At 67.2% G+C, this 18,384-nt stretch carries 13 protein-coding genes and 2 riboswitches; of the genes, 7 read left to right on the forward strand and 6 right to left on the reverse strand.

The window, feature by feature from the left end; translation table 11 throughout:
* Positions 1–4 precede the first annotated feature (4 nt).
* The 7 genes from LN047_RS24610 (at position 5) to LN047_RS24640 (ending at position 10,327) form a co-directional block, all read left to right on the forward strand.
* Positions 5–1,570, forward strand: coding sequence for an ABC transporter substrate-binding protein (locus tag LN047_RS24610; RefSeq protein ID WP_373980465.1), 1,566 nt, complete (start codon positions 5–7; stop codon positions 1,568–1,570).
* Between the two features lie 66 nt (positions 1,571–1,636).
* Positions 1,637–2,578, forward strand: coding sequence for an ABC transporter permease (locus LN047_RS24615; RefSeq protein WP_056325255.1), 942 nt, complete (start codon positions 1,637–1,639; stop codon positions 2,576–2,578).
* A gap of 10 nt (positions 2,579–2,588) precedes the next feature.
* On the forward strand, positions 2,589–3,494 hold the full coding sequence (locus LN047_RS24620; RefSeq protein ID WP_056325963.1) for an ABC transporter permease: 906 nt from the start codon (positions 2,589–2,591) through the stop codon (positions 3,492–3,494).
* Positions 3,495–3,499: 5 nt separating this feature from the next.
* Positions 3,500–5,197: an ABC transporter ATP-binding protein gene (locus LN047_RS24625; RefSeq protein ID WP_312539911.1), complete on the forward strand. Its 1,698-nt coding sequence runs from the start codon at positions 3,500–3,502 to the stop codon at positions 5,195–5,197.
* Between the two features lie 27 nt (positions 5,198–5,224).
* Complete coding sequence (locus LN047_RS24630) at positions 5,225–6,634, forward strand: amidase (protein WP_175156098.1); 1,410 nt, start codon at positions 5,225–5,227, stop codon at positions 6,632–6,634.
* A gap of 29 nt (positions 6,635–6,663) precedes the next feature.
* On the forward strand, positions 6,664–8,139 hold the full coding sequence (locus tag LN047_RS24635; protein ID WP_373980466.1) for a M81 family metallopeptidase: 1,476 nt from the start codon (positions 6,664–6,666) through the stop codon (positions 8,137–8,139).
* Between the two features lie 232 nt (positions 8,140–8,371).
* On the forward strand, positions 8,372–10,327 hold the full coding sequence (locus LN047_RS24640; RefSeq protein ID WP_373980467.1) for a DUF945 family protein: 1,956 nt from the start codon (positions 8,372–8,374) through the stop codon (positions 10,325–10,327).
* A gap of 158 nt (positions 10,328–10,485) precedes the next feature.
* On the opposite strand, the gene gcvP is transcribed toward LN047_RS24640, so the two are convergent.
* The 6 genes from gcvP to LN047_RS24670 all read right to left on the reverse strand — a co-directional run bounded on the left by gcvP (position 10,486) and on the right by LN047_RS24670 (position 18,365).
* Positions 10,486–13,359, reverse strand: coding sequence for an aminomethyl-transferring glycine dehydrogenase (gcvP, locus tag LN047_RS24645; protein ID WP_373980468.1), 2,874 nt, complete (start codon positions 13,357–13,359; stop codon positions 10,486–10,488).
* A gap of 100 nt (positions 13,360–13,459) precedes the next feature.
* Positions 13,460–13,837, reverse strand: coding sequence for a glycine cleavage system protein GcvH (gene gcvH / locus LN047_RS24650; RefSeq protein WP_056325238.1), 378 nt, complete (start codon positions 13,835–13,837; stop codon positions 13,460–13,462).
* Between the two features lie 99 nt (positions 13,838–13,936).
* The gene (gene gcvT / locus LN047_RS24655) at positions 13,937–15,037 is read right to left on the reverse strand and encodes a glycine cleavage system aminomethyltransferase GcvT (RefSeq protein WP_373980469.1); all 1,101 of its coding nucleotides are present in this window, start codon (positions 15,035–15,037) and stop codon (positions 13,937–13,939) included.
* Positions 15,038–15,121: 84 nt separating this feature from the next.
* Positions 15,122–15,244, reverse strand: a riboswitch (glycine riboswitch).
* A gap of 43 nt (positions 15,245–15,287) precedes the next feature.
* Positions 15,288–15,389: riboswitch (glycine riboswitch) on the reverse strand.
* Between the two features lie 65 nt (positions 15,390–15,454).
* A complete protein-coding gene (locus tag LN047_RS24660; RefSeq protein ID WP_062839978.1) occupies positions 15,455–16,348 on the reverse strand; it encodes a ZIP family metal transporter in 894 nt (297 codons plus the stop codon).
* A gap of 30 nt (positions 16,349–16,378) precedes the next feature.
* Entirely contained in the window at positions 16,379–16,993 is a 615-nt protein-coding gene (locus LN047_RS24665) for a superoxide dismutase (RefSeq protein ID WP_280021719.1), read from the reverse strand.
* 169 nt (positions 16,994–17,162) lie between these two features.
* Positions 17,163–18,365 carry an NAD(P)/FAD-dependent oxidoreductase gene (locus tag LN047_RS24670; RefSeq protein ID WP_142053142.1) on the reverse strand — a complete coding sequence of 401 codons (1,203 nt, stop codon included), beginning with the start codon at positions 18,363–18,365 and terminating at the stop codon, positions 17,163–17,165.
* Positions 18,366–18,384: the final 19 nt, after the last annotated feature.

Below are 18,384 nucleotides of genomic sequence, written 5' to 3' on the forward strand. Positions count from 1 at the left end.
ATACATGCTCAAGTTTGTCCGAGCGGCCGCGCTGGCCGGCGTCACTCTCGCGATGGCTCACGGCGCCTACGCCGAGACCGTCATCAAGACGGTGATGCACTCGCCACTGCGCCTGACCGATCCGCACGCCACCACCGCCTACATCACGACGTGGCACGGCTACATGATCTACGACACCTTGCTGGCCACCGATGCCGACAACAAGGTGCAGCCGCAGATGCTTGAGAAGTGGGAGGTCTCGCCCGACGGCAAGACCTACACCATGACGCTGCGCCCGGGTCAAAAATGGCATGACGGCCAGCCGGTGACCGCCGAGGACTGCGTGGCGTCGATCAAGCGCTGGGCCGCCGGCGACGGCATGGGCCGCACGCTGCTCAAGTTCACCGACAAGATCGAAGTCATCGACGACAAGAGCTTTCGCATCGTCATGAAGGAACCCACGGACCTGGCGCTGCGCGCCCTGTCCAAGCCCACCGGCACCGCGCCGTTCATGATGCCCAAGCGCATCGCCGAACAAGCCATCGGCAAGCCCATTACCGACATGACGGGCTCCGGCCCGTTCAAGGTCGCCGAGTTCAAGCCGGGCGTGAAGACCGTCTACGTCAAGAACACCGACTACGTGCCGCGCAAGGAGCCCGTCAGCGGCCTGGCTGGCGGCAAGGTCGTGCACGTCGACAAGGTCGAGTGGGACGTCATGCCCGACGCCCTGACCACCGCCAACGCGCTGCTGGGCGGCGAGATCGATTTCGTCGAGCAGTTCCCGTATGACCTCTTGCCGATGATCGAAGGCAACCCGGACCTGAAGGAAGAGTCGCTCAGCCCGGTCGGCTACTTCACGATGTACCGCTTCAACTTCAAGTACCCGCCCTTCAACAACAAGAAGATCCGCCAGGCCGCCATGTACGCGATCGGCCAGGAAGACGTGATGAAGGCGCTGGTCGGCAATCCCAAGTACTGGAAGACCTGCGCCTCGCTGTGGGGCTGCGGCACGCCCCTGGAAAGCGATATCGGCAAGGACATGATCGTCCCGTCGAACATCGAGAAGGCCAAGGCGCTGCTCAAGGAAGCGGGTTACGACAACACGCCCATCCTGGTCATGCACGCAACCGACGTGGGCACGCTGTCGGCGCAACCGGTCGTGATGGCCGCGGCGCTGCGCAAGGCGGGCTTCAACGTCAACCTGGCGGCGATGGACTGGCAAAGCGTGGCCACGCGCCGCGCCTCCAAGGCCGCACCGGCCGAAGGCGGCTGGAACGTCCACAACACCAACTGGTACGCCACCGACGTGATGGACCCGGTGCGCTCCGCCCCCGCGGCCGCCAACGGCGACAACGCGTGGTTCGGCTGGCCCGACTTCCCGCAGATCGAAGAACTGCGCACGAAGATGGCGCTGACCTCGGACCCGGCGGAACAAAAGAAGATCTCCGAGGAAGTGCAGCGCATCGGCATCGACGAAGGCCTGTACGTGCCGCTGGGCCAGATGTCCGTGCCCACCGTCTACTCGACCAAGCTGTCGGGCCTGGTGCACGCGCCGGTCTTCGCGTTCTGGAACGTCAAAAAGGCCCCTTGATGGGCTCGGGGCCTGCGCGCCGCAGCAAGCAGTCCGCGCAGGCCTAATTGGTACAGGGGGAAATACATGCTGGCATTTGTCTCACGCCGGCTCCTCGCGACCATCCCAGTCCTGGTGATGGTCGCGGTGGTGGTCTTTGCGATATTGCGTTTCAGCCCCGGAGATCCGGCCATCATCATGGCGGGCGACGGCGCCACGCCCGAACGTATCGTCCAGATACGGCAGACGATGGGCCTGGACCAGCCGGTGGTCAAGCAGTTCTTCATCTGGGGCGGCAAGCTCCTGCAGGGCGACCTGGGCACTTCGCTGATGTCCGGCGTGCCGGTCACCAAGCTCATCGCGCAACGCCTTGAACCGTCGCTCAGCCTGGCCGTGCTCACGCTGGTGTTCACGCTGCTCGTCGCCATTCCGCTTGGCGTTCTGGCGGCATGGCGCCAGGGCAAGCTGCTGGACCGCGCCGTCATGGGCTTCTCGGTGCTGGGATTTTCCGTGCCGGTGTTCGTGACCGGCTACCTGCTGATCTGGGCCTTCGCCATCAAGCTGGGCTGGTTCAACGTGCAGGGCTATGTGCCGCTGGAAAAGGGATTCTGGCCGTTCCTGCACCGGCTCATCCTGCCTTCGCTGGCGCTGTCCACGGTCTACGTGGCGCTGATCGCGCGCATCACGCGCACCAGCGTCATCGAGGTCATGGGCGAGGACTTCATCCGCACCGCCCGCTCCAAGGGCCTGGGCGAAACCGGGGTGCTGCTGGGCCATGCGCTGCGTAACGCGGCCGTGCCCATCGCCACCGTCGTAGGCGTGGGCATCGCGCTCCTGATCAGCGGTGTCGTCGTCACCGAGTCGGTGTTCAACATCCCGGGCCTTGGCCGGCTGGTGGTCGAAGCCGTGCTGGCGCGCGACTACCCCGTCATCCAGGGCCTGACGCTTTTCTTCGCGTTCGTCTACGTGTTCATCAATCTTGTTGTCGATTGCGCCTATACGGTGTTCGACCCGCGGATCAGGTACTGACACCATGAGCATGCAAACGCCAACCGACGCCGCCGCGCAGGCGGCCGCTGACCTCCCCGGAGGCGGCACCCCGCACATCACCGCCTGGCGGCAGATCCGCCAGGGGCTCAAGAGCTGGCCCGTCATGCTCGCGCTGGTGGTGCTGGCGGCGATCGTCTTCGTCGCCGTGTTCGCGCCGCTGCTGGGCACGGTCGATCCCACCCTCCTCAATCCGGGCGCGCGCCTGAAGCAGCCCTTCACCGACTATCTGCTGGGCACGGACGCGTTCGGCCGCGACGTGTGGTCGCGCGTCGCCTACGGCGCGCGCATCTCGCTGATCGCGGGCCTGGGCGCTGCCGTGGTCAGCGTGGTCATCGGACTGGTCATCGGCGTCATCGCCGGCTGGTTCCGGTCGCTGGACGGTCCGATCATGCGCACCATGGACGCCATCATGGCGATCCCCGGCATTCTGCTGGCGATCGCGCTGGTGTCGGTCACGGGCGCCAGCATCACGACCGTGCTCGTGGCCATCACCATCCCGGAAATCCCGCGGGTGGTGCGCCTGGTGCGCGGCCAGATCCTCAGCGTGCGCGGCGAGCCCTACGTCGAGGCCGCGCTGGCGCTGGGCACGCCGCTGCCGCTGCTCTTGTGGCGGCACATGGTGCCCAGCACGATCGCGCCGCTGACGGTGCAGGGCACCTACGTCTTTGCGTCCGCCATGCTGACCGAGGCCATCCTGAGCTTCCTGGGCGCGGGCATCCCGCCCGAGATCGCGTCCTGGGGCAACATCATGTCCGAAGGCCGCATGTACTTCCGCATGCTGCCCGGCCTGATCCTGTTCCCCGGACTGTTCCTGTCGCTGACCGTGCTCAGCGTGAACATCCTGGGCGACGCCTTGCGCGACGCGCTGGACCCGAAAATGGTGCGCAGGATCTGATGCCGATGAACTATTCCCCCAATCCCCCCGCGGGCGATACCTCGTCCGCCATCCTGGCCATCCGCAACCTGTCGGTCGAAGTCGCCGGCGCGGGCAACCGCGTCGTGCGCAACCTGAGCCTGGACGTGCATGCCGGCGAAACGGTGTGCGTGGTCGGCGAGTCCGGTTCGGGCAAGTCCGTCACGTCGCTGGCCGTCATGGGCCTGTTGCCGCAAGGCATCCTGGGCATCAGCGCGGGCTCGATCCGCGTCGAAGGCGAGGACGTCGCCACGGCCACGCAGCGCCGGCTGCGCGAGCTGCGCGCCACCCGCATGGCGATGGTCTTTCAGGAACCCATGACCGCGCTGAACCCCGTGCACACGGTGGGCAAGCAGGTCGACGAGGTGCTGCGCCTGCACCGCAAGAACATGTCGGCGGCCGAGCGCCGCGCCAAGGTGCTGGACATGTTCCAGTCCGTGCACCTGCCCGACATCGAACGCATCTACGACGCCTATCCGCACCAGTTGTCGGGCGGGCAGCGCCAGCGCATCGTCATCGCGATGGCGCTGATCCTGGAACCCAAGCTGCTGATTGCCGACGAGCCCACCACGGCGCTGGACGTCACCACGCAAAAGCAGATTCTTGCGCTCATCAAGGAGCTGCAGGTCAAGCACCGGACGGCAGTGCTGTTCATCACACACGACTTCGGCGTCGTGGCCGAGATCGCGGACCGCATCGTGGTCATGAACCGCGGCGACCTGATCGAAAGCGGCTCGCGCCACGAGATCCTGGCCGAACCCAAGCAGTCCTACACACGCCGGCTGGTGTCCTCGGTGCCCAGCCTGGTGCCCTCGCGCCGCGAGCCGCCCGGCGGCACGCCGGTGCTGCACGTCAAGGGCCTGGGCCGCACTTATGGCGCCAAGGGCTCGCTGTTCTCGCGCAAGGCGGCGCAGCACGTCATTGCCGCCACCGACGTCAACCTGACATTGCGCAAGGGCGAGATCCTGGGCATCGTCGGCGAATCGGGGTCGGGAAAGTCGACGGTCGCGCGCTGCATCGTGCGGCTCATCGAGCCCACCGCCGGCCACATGATGATGGGCGGCGAAGACCTCAGCACGCTGTCCGGATCGGCGCTGCGCCCCGTGCGCCGCCGCATCCAGATCGTGTTCCAGGACCCGTACCGGTCGCTCAACCCGCGCCGCACGGTCGGCGAATCCATCATCGAAGGCCTGCTGAATTTCGGCGTGCCGCGCGACGAGGCGCTAAAGCGCGCCAGCGAAACCCTCAGCGTGGTGGGGCTGAGCCCCGACGCGATGCGGCGCTATCCCCACCAGTTCTCCGGCGGCCAGCGCCAGCGCATCTGCATCGCGCGCGCCCTGGTCATGGACCCGGAGATCCTGGTGGCCGACGAGGCCGTCTCGGCGCTGGACGTGTCGGTGCAGGCCCAGGTGCTGGAACTGCTGGAACAGGTGCGCGAGCGCACCGGCGTGGGCGTGCTGTTCATCACGCACGACCTGCGCGTGGCCGCGCAGATCTGCGACACCATCATGGTGATGCAGCGCGGGCAGGTGGTGGAAACCGGCTCGGCCGAAACCGTGCTGACCGAGCCCCGCCACCCGTATACCCGCGCCCTGATCGATGCCGCCCCGGGGCGCGACTGGGACTTCCGCAACTTCCGGCCGATCGCGCCTGGCCTCTTGCCTGTCGCTCCCCCCGCCGCCTGACGCCTTTTTCGCATCACTGGAACCGAGATGCCGCAACCGCATGAAATGTCCGCCCAGGAACTCCTGCAGGCGTATCGCAGCAAGACCCTGTCGCCCGTCGAGGCCACGCGTGCCGTGCTCGATCACATCGAGCGCTGGGAGCCCCGGCTGCACGCAACCTATGCGCTGGATCCGGAAGGCGCGCTGGCCATGGCCCGTGCCTCGGAGGCCCGCTGGATGAAGGGCGAGCCGCAGTCCTGCGGCGGATTTTCGCTCGATGGCGTGCCCGCCACCATCAAGGAAAACATCGCCACCCGCGGCGTGCCCGTGCCGCTGGGCACTGCGGCCACCGACCTCACCCCCGCGGCGGCGGATGCCCCGCCGGCGGCGCGCATGCGCGAGGCGGGCGCCGTCCTGCTGGGCAAGACCACCATGCCCGACTACGGCATGCTGTCCTCCGGCCTGTCGAGCTTTCATGAACTGACGCGCAACCCCTGGGACCTGACCAAGAATCCGGGCGGCTCCAGCGCGGGCGCCGGGGCGGCGGCCGCCGCCGGCTATGGCCCCCTGCATATCGGCACCGACATCGGCGGCTCGGTGCGCCTGCCCGCCGCCTGGTGCGGCATCGCCACGCTCAAGCCCAGCCTGGGCCGCATTCCCATCGATCCGCCCTTCATGGGCCGCTGCGCCGGCCCCATGACGCGCACCATCACCGATACGGCCCTGATGATGGGCGTGCTGTCGCAGCCGGACGCCCGCGACCACATGAGCCTGCCCTTCCAGGAGATCGACTGGCTGAACCTGGACCAGGACGTGCGCGGCCTGCGCATCGGCCTCTTGCTGGACGCGGGCTGCGGACTGCCGCTGGATCCGGAAACCCGTGATGCGGTCGAAGCCGCCGCGCGCGCCTTCGAAGCAGCGGGCGCCATCGTCACGCCCATGCAGCCCTGGATGACGCCCGGCATGCTGGACGGCGTGGACCGCTTCTGGCGCACCCGTTCGGCCATCGACCTGGCCGCGCTGTCCGAAGAACGCCGCGCGAAGATCCTGCCCTTCATCCGCGCCTGGGCCGAAAGCGGCGGCGGCCACAGCGGCGAAGACGTGTTTCGCAGCTACTACGAAACGCTGAACGTGCGGGCGCGCACGGTCGCCGCCTGCGCGCCGTTCGATTACGTGCTGTCGCCGGTGGCGCCGGTGGTGGCCTACAACGCGGAGTGGCCTTCGCCCACCAACGAGGTGGCCACCACGATGCACCACATCGGGTTCACGCTGCCCTTCAACATGAGCGAACAGCCCGCGGCTTCGGTCAATTGCGGCTACACGAAGGCGGGCCTGCCGATCGGCCTGCAGATCGCCGGCGCGCGCTTTGACGATCTGGGCGTGCTGCGCGTGGCGCGCGCGTGGGAACGGATGCGTCCCGCGCAGCGCCCCTGGCCGCAGCCGGTGTCGGCCCACTGACTTTCCACGGCAACCCACAGGAACATCCCATGCGTTGGCTTTTGGCAATGATCAAGCACGAGACGAACACGTTTTCGCCCGTGCCCACCCCCCTTGAGCGCTTCTTTCGCGGCAGCCCCGAAATCCTGGCCGGCGAGCGCGCCATCAAGGCCTACGAGAACACCGACAGCGGCCTGGGCGGCTACATCGAGGTCGCCCGCCGCGAAGGCGCGGAAATGGTCGTGCCGGTCGCGGCCGAGTCCTGGCCCAGCGGTCCCGCCAGCGCGCAGACGCATGAGCGCCTGTGCACGCTGATCCTGGACGAGGTCAAGCGCGGCGGTTTCGACGCCATCCTGCTGGACCTGCACGGCGCGATGGTCGCCGAGGGCGTCGAGGATGCCGAGGGCGACCTGCTGCGCCGCCTGCGCGAGATCGATCCCACGACGCCCGTCGCCGTGACGCTGGACATGCACGCCAACATCTACGACGACATCGTGCGCAACGCCACGGTGATCAGCGGCTTTCATACGTATCCGCACGTGGACATCCGCGATGCGGGCGTGCGCGCGGCGAACGTCATCGTCCGCACGCTCAAGGGCGAGATCAAGCCGGTGATGACCTGGGCCAACAAGCCCATGCTGCCGCACATCATGTGCCAAGGCACGCATGCCGCGCCCAACAAGCCGCTGCAGGAGCGGTGCAAGGAACTGGAGGCCGGCGGCGTGCTGGCGGCCTCGGTTTTCGTGGGCTTTCCCCACGCGGACATCCGCGAGGCGGGCCTGAGCGCCGTCGTCTGTACCGACGGCAACCTGGCCGAAGCCGAACAGCATCGCGACGAATTGCTGGACCGCGCGTGGCGCGGCCGCGCCGACTGGGTGTTCCATTCCGAGCCGCTCGCGCCCACCATCGCGCGCGCCAAGGCCATCGAACAGGGCCCGGTCGTGCTGCTGGACCACTACGACAACACGGGCTCGGGCGGCACGATGGACACGACGGCCGTGCTGGCCGAGGTGCTGCGCCAGGAACTGGACAACGTCGTCTTCTACGCCATCTGCGATCCGCAAGCCGCGAACGAGGCCGCCGCTGCGGGCGTGGGCAACACCATCACGCTCAAGCTGGGCGGCAAGCTGCCCATGCCGGCCATCAAGCAGCCCAGCGAACCGCTGGAGGTCACCGGCCGCGTCAAGCTGGTGTTCGACGGCGTCTACCTGAACCGGGGCCCCATGTATCGCGGCGTGCGCAACGACACGGGCCTGACGGTGGTCATCGACACCGGGCGGGTGGAGATCGTGGTGGTGTCCCGCCACCAGGAGCCCTTCGACATCAACTGCCTGCTGTCGGCCGGCATCGATCCGCTGCAAAAGCGGTATGTGGTGCTCAAGAGCCGCATCCACTGGCGCGCGGGATTCTCGGACATGGCCACCGAGATCATCGAATGCACCGGCGTGGGCGTCACGACCTCCGACTATGCCCAGCTTGATTTCAAGCACGTTCGGCGTCCGATCTATCCGCTGGACCCCATCTGAATCCAGGCTCTTTGTCGACAAAAAAGCCGGCGCACCCGCGCCGGCTTTCATTTTGAAATCTTCGGTAACTGCGCGCGGGTTTGCGGGACACGTGTCTCGGTATACTCCGCCGCGGGCCTGACAGGCCGATGAACACGCGTATCCAGGAACGGTTCCGCTCGCGCGGACGCGGGTGGCGCAGTTGGCCGCCGCTGCCGGATATGACTCGACAATCAACGATATAAGTAGAGCGATGAAAAAGAGCGTAGCGATCACCCTGGGCGTGGTCATAGTGGGAGCGGGAAGCTGGGTCGGCGCCACGTGGTACACCGGCAAGCGCATCGAAGAAGACGCGCAGCGTTACCTGGCGCAAGCCAACGAGAAGCTGGCCAAGGTCACCCCCCTGTTCGGTCTGCGCATCGACCAGCTCAAGTACGAGCGCGGCCTGTTCTCCACGCAGGCGCGCTATGGCGTGTCGTTCATCAAGAACGACAAGGGCCTGGACGACCTGCCCGGCGGCATGATCGAGTTCGACGCAAACGTCGAGCACGGCCCCTTCCCCAAGAGCGCCCTGGCGCGCGGCGCCATTGCGCCCAAGCTGGCGTTCATCCACACCGAGATCGCCAAGACGGACAACATCAAGCCCGTCTTCGAACTGACCAAGGACGTGTCCCCGCTGATGAGCGACGCGATCGTCAGCTATAGCGGCAATGCGGTGACGACCGCCGCGGTCGCCCCCGTTACCGTCACGCACGACGGCAACGCGCTCGACTTCAGCGGCATGCGCATCGAAGGCACCTTCGACCGCGCCACCCAGGCGGTCACCGCGCACGGCGTGATGGACAAGCTGGCCGTCGACGGCACCAAGAGCAGCGACCCGGTGAAGATGACCGTGGCGGGCCTGACCATGGACGTCGACAGCCGCATGGGCAAGTTCGGCATTTCCATGGGCAATTCGGACCTGAAGATCAAGCGCGTGGACGTCCTGCGCCCCACCGACGACATGAAGGTGGCGCTGGACAACTTCAGCTATGGCGTGAAGCTGTCCGAGGACGACAAGGCGATCAACGTGCAGGCCGCCTATCAGACGGGCGACCTTACCGTGAACGACGTCGTGCTGGGCAACGGCCAGGCCGTGGTGAAGCTTGCCCGCCTGGACGGCCAGGCCGTCAAGCAACTGTCGGACACCTACAACCAGCTCATGCGCCAGTACATGCTGGGCGCCAGCGACGAAGGCCTGAAGGACGAACAGTTCGACGTCCTGCTGGACAACGCCGGCAAGCTGCTGGCCGGCAATCCGTCGTTCAGCATCGATCCGCTGAGCTGGAAAACGGCCAAGGGCGAAAGCAAGCTGACGTTCACGCTTGAAATGGCCAACCCGGCCAACGCCAAGGACCTGACCCCGCAGGAAATCGCGGTGCAGGCGATCAAGAAGATCGACGCCTCGCTGGTGATCTCCAAGCCGATGGTGCAGGACCTGATGGTGCAGTACGCCATGAAGAAGGAAGGCCTGACCGCCGAGAAGGCCGCGGCCGACGCCGACGAGAGCATCCGCCAGATGGCCGGCATGGCCGAAATGATGAACGTCGGCAAGAACGACGGCGACAACATCGTCGGCAAGTTCACGTTCGCCGATGGCATGGGCGACCTGAACGGGCAGAAGATCCCCGCCGATGAACTGTTCAGCGGCCTGCTGGGCGCCACCGGCATGAACGGCATGGACGACGACGATGAGCTGTCGGGCATCGGCATGGATTCCGACGAGGACTCCACCGCCGCCGCGCCGGTGGCGGGCGTCATGCAGGACTTCAATCTGGAAGACGTCGCCAACATGCTGGACGACATGGGCTACACGGTCACCCGCACCGATGGCACCGACGGCCCCGTGCTGGTCCTGAACCCGGGCACCACCGGCGCCACCGACCTGCGCCTGGAGTTCCTGTGCAACGACTTCACGGAAAAGTGCCTGGACCTCGTGGCGACCGCCACGTATGCCACCAAGAAGCCGATGTCGCTCAAGGCGATCAACGCCTGGAACCAGGAATACCGCTGGAGCCGCGCCTACCTGGATGACAAGAACCAGGCTGTGCTGCAGATGGACATGAACGCCGAAGGCGGGCTGGGCAAGGACAACCTGCAAATCCTGCTCAACACCTTCATCAGCATCGCCGAAGACTTCGGCGCCGCTGCAAAAGCGCCCGCGAAGTAATGCGCGGCCGGCCTGACGCCGGCCTCAAACAAAAGCCCCCGCCTGTGAAGGACGGGGGCTTTTTCATGCCGCTGCCAAGGTGTCTGACACCCGCTGGGACGCTGCGGCAAGCTGAAACGCATCTCCCCAGGGTGTCAGACACCTCCAAATGCCGAGGACTATGCGTACGCTTCGATCGGCAGGCACGCGCAGACCAAATTGCGATCGCCGTATGCGTTGTCGACACGTGCGACCGGCGGCCAGTACTTGCCGTCGCGCAGCGTGGCCACCGGGTAGGCGGCCTGCTGGCGCGGGTAGTCGTGCAGCCATTCCTCGGCCAGCAGCATCTGGGCGGTGTGCGGCGCGTTCTTCAGGACGTTGTCGTCACGGTCGCGTTCGCCGCGTTCGACCTGCGCGATCTCTTCGCGGATGGCGATCATCGCGTCGATGAAGCGGTCCAGTTCGGCCACGCCTTCGGATTCGGTCGGCTCGACCATCAGCGTGCCGGCCACCGGGAAGCTCATCGTGGGCGCATGGAAGCCGTAATCCATCAGGCGCTTGGCGATGTCTTCGGCGCTGATGCCGCTGGTTTCCTTGAGCGGGCGCACGTCCAGGATGCACTCGTGCGCCACGCGGCCGTTGCGGCCCGCGTACAGGACCGGGTAGTGGTCGCGCAGGCGGGTGGCAATGTAGTTGGCGTTCAGGATGGCGACTTCGGTGGCGCGGCGCAGACCGTCCGCGCCCATCAGCGCGATGTACACGAACGGGATCGGCAGGATGCCGGCGGAGCCGAACGGAGCGGCCGAGACCGGGCCGACCTTGGCGTCGCCGGGCAGCTTGCCCTGTTCGTTCACGACGCCCGGCAGATACGGCGCCAGGTGCGCGCGCACCGCCACGGGGCCCACGCCGGGGCCGCCGCCGCCGTGCGGAATGCAGAACGTCTTGTGCAGGTTCAGGTGGGACACATCCGAGCCGAACTTGCCGGGCTTGGCCACGCCGACCATTGCGTTCATGTTGGCGCCGTCCAGGTAAACCTGGCCGCCGGCCTGATGCACCAGATCGCAGATTTCGGTCACGGCTTCTTCGAACACGCCGTGCGTGGACGGGTACGTGATCATCAGCGCGGCCAGCTTGTCGCCGACCTGCGCGATCTTGGCGCGCAGGTCCGTGAGGTCCACGTTGCCATTGGCGTCCGAGGCCACCACCACCACGTCCATGCCGGCCAGCTGCGCCGAGGCGGGGTTGGTGCCGTGCGCCGACGACGGGATCAGGCAGATGTTGCGCTGGTGCTGGCCGTTGGCCTGGTGGTAACCGCGAATGGCGAGCAGGCCCGCGTATTCGCCCTGCGCGCCCGAGTTGGGCTGCAGGCTGATGTTGTCGTAGCCGGTGATTTCGCACAGCGCGGCCGACAGGCGGTCGATCAGTTCGACGTAGCCCTGGCTTTGCGAGGCGGGCGCGAACGGGTGGATCAGCGCGAATTCGGGCCAGGTGATGGGGATCATCTCGGCCGTGGCGTTCAGCTTCATGGTGCACGAACCCAGCGGGATCATCGTGCGGTCCAGGGCCAGGTCCTTGTCGGCCAGCTTGCGCAGGTAGCGCAGCATGTCGGTTTCGGACTGGACGCTGGAGAAGATGGGATGCGTCAGGATGGCGCTTTCGCGGGCCACCGAGGCGGGGATGCCGCTGGGGGCTGCGGCGTCGAGCGCGTCGATGTCGAGTTCGACGTCATCGCGCTCCAGGCCGGCGGCGAAGACGTTGACCAGCGCCTGCAGGTCGGCCACGGTCACGGTTTCGTCCAGCGAAACCGCCAGGCGCGCGCCGTCGACGCGGCGCAGGTTGATGTGGGCGCAGTCGGCGGCCGTCAGGATGGCAGGCGTTGCGGCGCCGGTTTCCAGCAGCAGCGTGTCGAAGAAGGTGTCGTTGACGACCTTGATGTCCAGCTTGATGAGTTCGGCGCGCAGGATCGCGGTGGCGCGCTGCACGCGCTGGGCGATGCGGCGGATGCCGGCGGGACCGTGCCACACGGCGTACATGCCGGCCATCACTGCCAGCAGCACCTGCGCCGTGCAGATGTTGGAGGTGGCCTTCTCGCGGCGGATGTGCTGTTCGCGCGTCTGCAGCGCCAGGCGCAGCGCGGGGTTGCCCTGCGCGTCCTTGGACACGCCGACCAGGCGGCCGGCCATGTTGCGCTTGAAGGCGTCCTTGCAGGCCATGAAGCCCGCGTGCGGGCCGCCAAAGCCGAACGGCACGCCGAAGCGCTGAGCCGAACCGACGGCGATGTCGGCGCCCCACTCGCCCGGGGCGGCCAGCACGGCCAGCGCCAGCAGGTCCGTCGCGCACGCCACCACGGCGCCTTGCGCGTGGGCGGCTTCGGCCAGCTTGCGGTAGTCGGACACGGCGCCCGTGCTGTGCGGGTATTGCAGCAGCACGCCAAAGCACTCGGGCAGGCCTTCGGCTTCGTCGCCGATGCGGATCTCGATGTCCAGGCCTTCGGCGCGCGTGCGCACGACTTCGATGGTCTGCGGATGCACGTGGCGCGAGATGAAGAACACCGGGCTCTTGGACTTGGCGCTGCGGCGCGCGAGCGTCATCGCTTCGGCGGCGGCCGTGCTTTCGTCCAGCAGCGAGGCGTTGGAGATGTCCAGGCCGGTCAGGTCGGCGACCATGGTCTGGTAGTTCAGCAGCGCCTCCAGGCGGCCCTGCGAGATCTCGGGCTGGTACGGCGTGTAGGCCGTGTACCAGGCAGGATTTTCAAGAATGTTGCGCAACACCACGTTGGGCGTCTGCGTGCCGTAGTACCCCTGCCCGATGTAGCTGCGGTAGACCTTGTTGCGGCCCGCCACCTGCTTCAGTTCGGCCAGCACGTCGGCTTCGCTGCGCGAGGCGGGCAGCGCCAGCGGCGCCTGGCTGCGGATCTTGGGAGGCACGACTTCTTCGATCAGGGCGTCCAGGCTGTCGCTGCCGATCACGGCAAGCATGGCGGCCTGGTCGGCGTCGGAGGGGCCGATGTGGCGGGGAATGAAGTCGGTATGGGTGTCTAGGGCGCGCGACATGGGGAGATCTCGGGGTAACGGGTGTCGTCCTGGGGACGGACGGTATTGCATCTGGCGAGGGCGGCGGCGCCAAGGCGGCCCGCCTCCCTCGCGTGCGGCATCAGCCGTTGGCGACGGCTTCGTAGCCGGCAGCGTCCAGCAGCTTGTCGGCGTCGGCCGCGTTGTCCGGCTTGATCTTGAAGATCCAGGCGGTGAAGGCCGATTCGTTGATCAGGTTGGGGTTGCTTTCCAGCTCTTCGTTGAAGGCAACGATTTCGCCGGACACGGGCGCGTAGATGTCCGAGGCGGCCTTGACCGACTCGACCACGCCGGCGGTTTCGCCCGCGTTCAGCTTCGCGCCGACGTTCACGTCGCCGACGAAGACCAGATCGCCCAGCTGATCCTGGGCGGTGTCGGTGATGCCGACGACGAACACGTCGCCCTCGGCTTTGACCCATTCATGGGACTCGGTGTACTTGCGATCGGTGGGCAGACTCATGGGAACTCCTGAGGGAATGCGGGTAGATGAATGGTGTTGCGCGCCTCGCGCGGGCGGCCGTCGCCCAGACCGGGGCGGCGCACGCGCGAAGCTTCGAGTTTACGAGTGTTCGACGGCTTTGCCGTTACGCACGAAGGGCAGCTTGCACGCCACGGCGGGCACCCACTTGCCGCGGATATCGACCTCGACGGTATCGCCCGGGGCCACGCCTTGCGGCAGGCGGGCAAAGCCGATCGACACGCCCAGCGTGGGCGACATGGTGCCGCTGGTGAGTTCGCCCATGCCTTGCGGGGTGCGCACGGCCATGTGCGCGCGCATGACGCCGCGGTCCTTGAGCTTCAAGCCGATGAACGTGGCGGGCGTGGCGAATTGCTCGAGCGCATCGCGGCCGATGAAGCGGCGCTCGGCGTTCTTGAGGGACACGGTCCAGGTCAAGCCGGCCTGGCCGGGCTGGGTCAGTTCGTCCATGTCCTGGCCGTACAGGTTCATGCCGGCTTCCAGGCGCAGCGTGTCGCGCGCGCCCAGGCCTGCCGGACGCACGCCCTGGGCGGTCAGGTCACGCCAGAGCTGGACCACGTCGGCGGCGGGCAGGACGATTTCAAAGCCGTCCTCGCCGGTGTAGCCCGTGCGGGCGACCAGCGTGTCGTCGCCCAGGCGGGCGGCGACGAAGGGAGTCAGCGGTTCGGTGGCGGCTTGCCAGGACGGGCGGGCCGCCCAGACCTTGGCGCGGGCGTTGGGGCCCTGCACGGCCACCATGGCCAGATCGCGGCGCGGCGTGATGGCGACGTCGAACGCGCCGGCCTGCTTGACGCGCTGCATCCAGGCCACGTCCTTGTCGGCCGTGCCGGCGTTGACCACCACACGCCATTCGTCAGCGGCGAAGAAATAGATGATGAGGTCGTCGATGACGCCGCCCTGCGGGTTCAGCATGCAGCTGTAGAGCGCCTTGCCCGGCACGGTCAGCTTGGACACGTCGTTGGCGACCAGGCGCTGCAGGAAGGCGAACGCGTCCGGACCCTGCACGTCGACGTTGAGCATGTGCGAGACGTCGAACATGCCGGCGTCCTGGCGCACCGCGTGATGCTCTTCGAGCTGCGAGCCGTAGGCAAGCGGCATGTCCCAGCCGCCGAAATCGACCATGCGGGCGCCGGCGGCGATGTGTTCTTCGGCCAGCGGGGTGCGTTTGAGGGGTGCGGACATGCGGGGAACTCCGGGACGGCGTGATGCCAGGGTTACGGAATGCCGCTGATTGCGGGCGGATGGCGCCCGCGCAACGGCTGAATCTTCCGCCCCTCTGTCCTTTTGCCTGAGAGTTGCCCCGCGTGGCGGGTTTGCACCTTCGGCGCCTGGGCTGCTCGCCATGTCCCTGTTTCAGGGGCGGCGCCAGGTCTCTCCAGAGTACTGTTTTGCCGCATCCGCATGGCCTTGAGGCAACAAATGCGGGACGGGGCAAGCCTGCGCGGTATCGGTTACCTGAGCGATTCTGGGCGAATTGCGCCTTCGGCGGCGGCCGGGCTTGATGCCTTCGGCCACTCTCTCCCGCAGCATGCGTGACAGCGCCGAAAGCATACAACGAAAGCCCGGGGTAAGCCTAGGCCTGTCGCGCGGGGAGCGGCGCTAGCCCAGCGCCGTGTCCAGCAGCATCATCAGGACGAAACCCAGCATCAACCCGCAGGTGGCGTAGACCTCGTGCCCCTTGCGGTGCGATTCCGGGATGATCTCGTGGCTGATGACGAACAGCATGGCCCCCGCGGCAAAGCCCAGCCCCCACGGCAGCAGCGGCGCCGACCACCCGACGACCGCGGCGCCCAGCACCGCGCCCACGGGCTCGATCAGCCCGGACAGCATGCCCAGCGCCACCGCGAAGGTCCGCTTGTAGCCGGCGGCCAGCAAGGCGACCGCCACCACCAGTCCTTCGGGGATGTCCTGGATGGCGATGCCGGTGGCCAGCGCCGTGCCGCGCACCGGGTCGCCCGCGGCATAGCCCACGCCGATCGCCAGCCCCTCGGGCAGGTTGTGCAGCATGATCGCGAACACGAACAGCCAGGTGCGGCGCAGACGGTGCGCCTCCATCCCTTCCCTGCCCTTGATGAAATGCTCGTGCGGCAGCGTCCGGTCCATGAGCAGCAGCACGCCTGCGCCCAGCAGGATCGCGGCGCCCACGGTCAGGCCCGCGCCCCACGGGCCGTAACCCAGGTCCTCGCCCGCGGCGATGCCCGGCGCCACCAGCGAAAACGCGCTGGCGGCCAGCATGACGCCGGCGCCAAAGCCGAACATGCTGTCCTGCGCCTTTTGCGGAATGGTGCGGGCAAAGAGAATGGGCAAGGTGCCGAGCGCGGTGGCGCCGGCCGCGACAAGCCCGCCAAGCAGCGCGTCCGCCACGTGCGGCGCCCGCACGTCCAGGTAAACCCAGAGCTGGTACAGGGCCAGGCAGGACACCATCACAGCCAGCGTCCAGACGCTGATGCTGGTGGCTGCCGGCCGCACGCGATGACGGCTGAAGGTATTCATAGGCGGCTGCGCTCCTTCGTGAAGATGCGCTCAGCCCCGTGCTGCGGCGTAGCGGCGCGAGACCTCGGGCCAGTTCACCACGTTGTAGAAAGCGCCGATGTATTCCGGCCGGCGGTTCTGGTACTTCAGATAATAAGCGTGTTCCCAGACATCCAGCCCCAGGATGGGCGTGTTGCCGTCCATCAGCGGGCTGTCCTGGTTGGCGCTGCTCTCGACCACCAGCTTGCCGGCGGGCGTCACGCTCAGCCAGGCCCAACCGCTGCCAAAGCGCGTCAGGGCCGCCTTGGTGAAGGCTTCCTTGAAGGCGGGCAGTCCGCCCAGGTCGGCGTCGATGGCCGCGGCCAGCGCGCCGTCCGGCTCGCCGCCGCCCTGCGGCGACATGACGGACCAGAAAAGGCTGTGGTTGGCGTGGCCGCCGCCGTGGTTGCGCACCGCGCCGCGCACGGCGTCGGGCAATTCCTTGATGCGGGCGACCAGCGCCTCGACCGGCTCGTCCGTGTTGATGCCGGCGCCTTCCAGCGCGGCGTTCAGGCCGTTGACGTACGTCTGGTGATGCTTGGTGTAGTGGATCTCCATCGTCATCGCGTCGATATGGGGTTCCAGCGCGTCATAGGCGTACGGCAAGGGGGGAAGGGTGTAGGCCATGCGAGTCTCCGGCTGATCCGTCCCGGGCGGGACGAGCTTGATAAAGATCAAAACATAAATGATATGTATTTTCATTTGATATCACAATGCCGGATTGGCGATGCGTGCCGCAGCGGCGTCCGCAAAAGCGGAATGCGCGTCGCAGATTGGCGCTAACCGCGCCGCGAAATCAAAGCGCCTGTCCGCAGGCGACGCCCGACGCCCACGCCCATTGGAAGTTGTAGCCGCCCAGCCAGCCGGTAACGTCCACGGCTTCGCCGATGAAGTACAGCCCCGGAACCGACTTGGCCTGCATCGACTTTTGATCGAGGCCGCGCGTGTCCACGCCGCCGCGCATGACTTCGGCCTTCTTGTAGCCCGCCGTGCCGCTGGGCACGAGCGTCCACTGGTGAATATCCTGCGCCAATGCGCGCAGCGTCTTGTCGGGCGCGTCGGCCAGGCGCAGGGCCGCCAGGCCGGGCTTGCCGCCCTGCTCGGCCAGGTGCAGCCAGCGATCGGCCAGCCGCTTGGGCCACAATCCCCCCAGCACCGTGTGCAACTGCTGGCGGTTGCCGGACTTCGAAGCCAGCAGTTCCTGCGCCAGGTCGCGTCCCGGCGCCAGGTCGATCACGATGGGTTCGCCCGGCTTCCAGTAGCTGGAGATCTGCAGGATCGCCGGACCGGACAGCCCCCGGTGCGTGAACAACAGGTCTTCCAGGAACTCGCCGCGCGCCTTGCCCTGCCCGGTTTGCAGGTTCACTTCCAGCGCCACGCCGGACAGTTCCGACAGCGGCTGCCATTGCACGGGGTCGAAGGTCAGCGGAACGAGCGCCGGGCGCGGCTCAACGACCTTCAGGCCGAACTGGCGGGCGATCTTCAGCCCGAAGTCCGTTGCGCCCAACTGGGGAATCGCCATGCCGCCGGTCGCGACGACCAGCTTGGCGGCCCGGATGACACCCTGGCTGGTGCGCAGTTCGAAGCCGGCCTCGCCCTGCGCGATCTCGGCCACCGAGCAGCCCATGCGCCACTGCACATTGCCCGCGCCGCACTCGGCGCGCAGCATGTCGATGATGTTTTCGCTGGAGTCGTCGCAGAACAACTGGCCGCGATGTTTTTCGTGCCAGGCGATGCGGTGGCGCTTGATGAGCGCCAGGAAGTCCTGCGGCGTGTAGGCCGACAGCGCCGAACGGCAAAAATGCGGGTTTTCCGACAGGAAATTGGCGGGGCCGGCGCCGATGTTCGTGAAGTTGCAGCGCCCGCCGCCGGAGATCCGGATCTTCTCGGCCAGGCGCTGCGCGTGGTCGACCAGCACCACGCGCAGGCCGCGTTGACCAGCGACCGCCGCGCACATCATGCCCGCGGCGCCCGCGCCAAGCACTGCAACATCGAACATCAAGATTTCCGGCCCGCCC

The sequence above is a fragment of the Achromobacter sp. JD417 genome, from assembly GCF_041879325.1.
GTDB classification, from domain to species: Bacteria; Pseudomonadota; Gammaproteobacteria; order Burkholderiales; family Burkholderiaceae_B; genus Achromobacter; species Achromobacter mucicolens.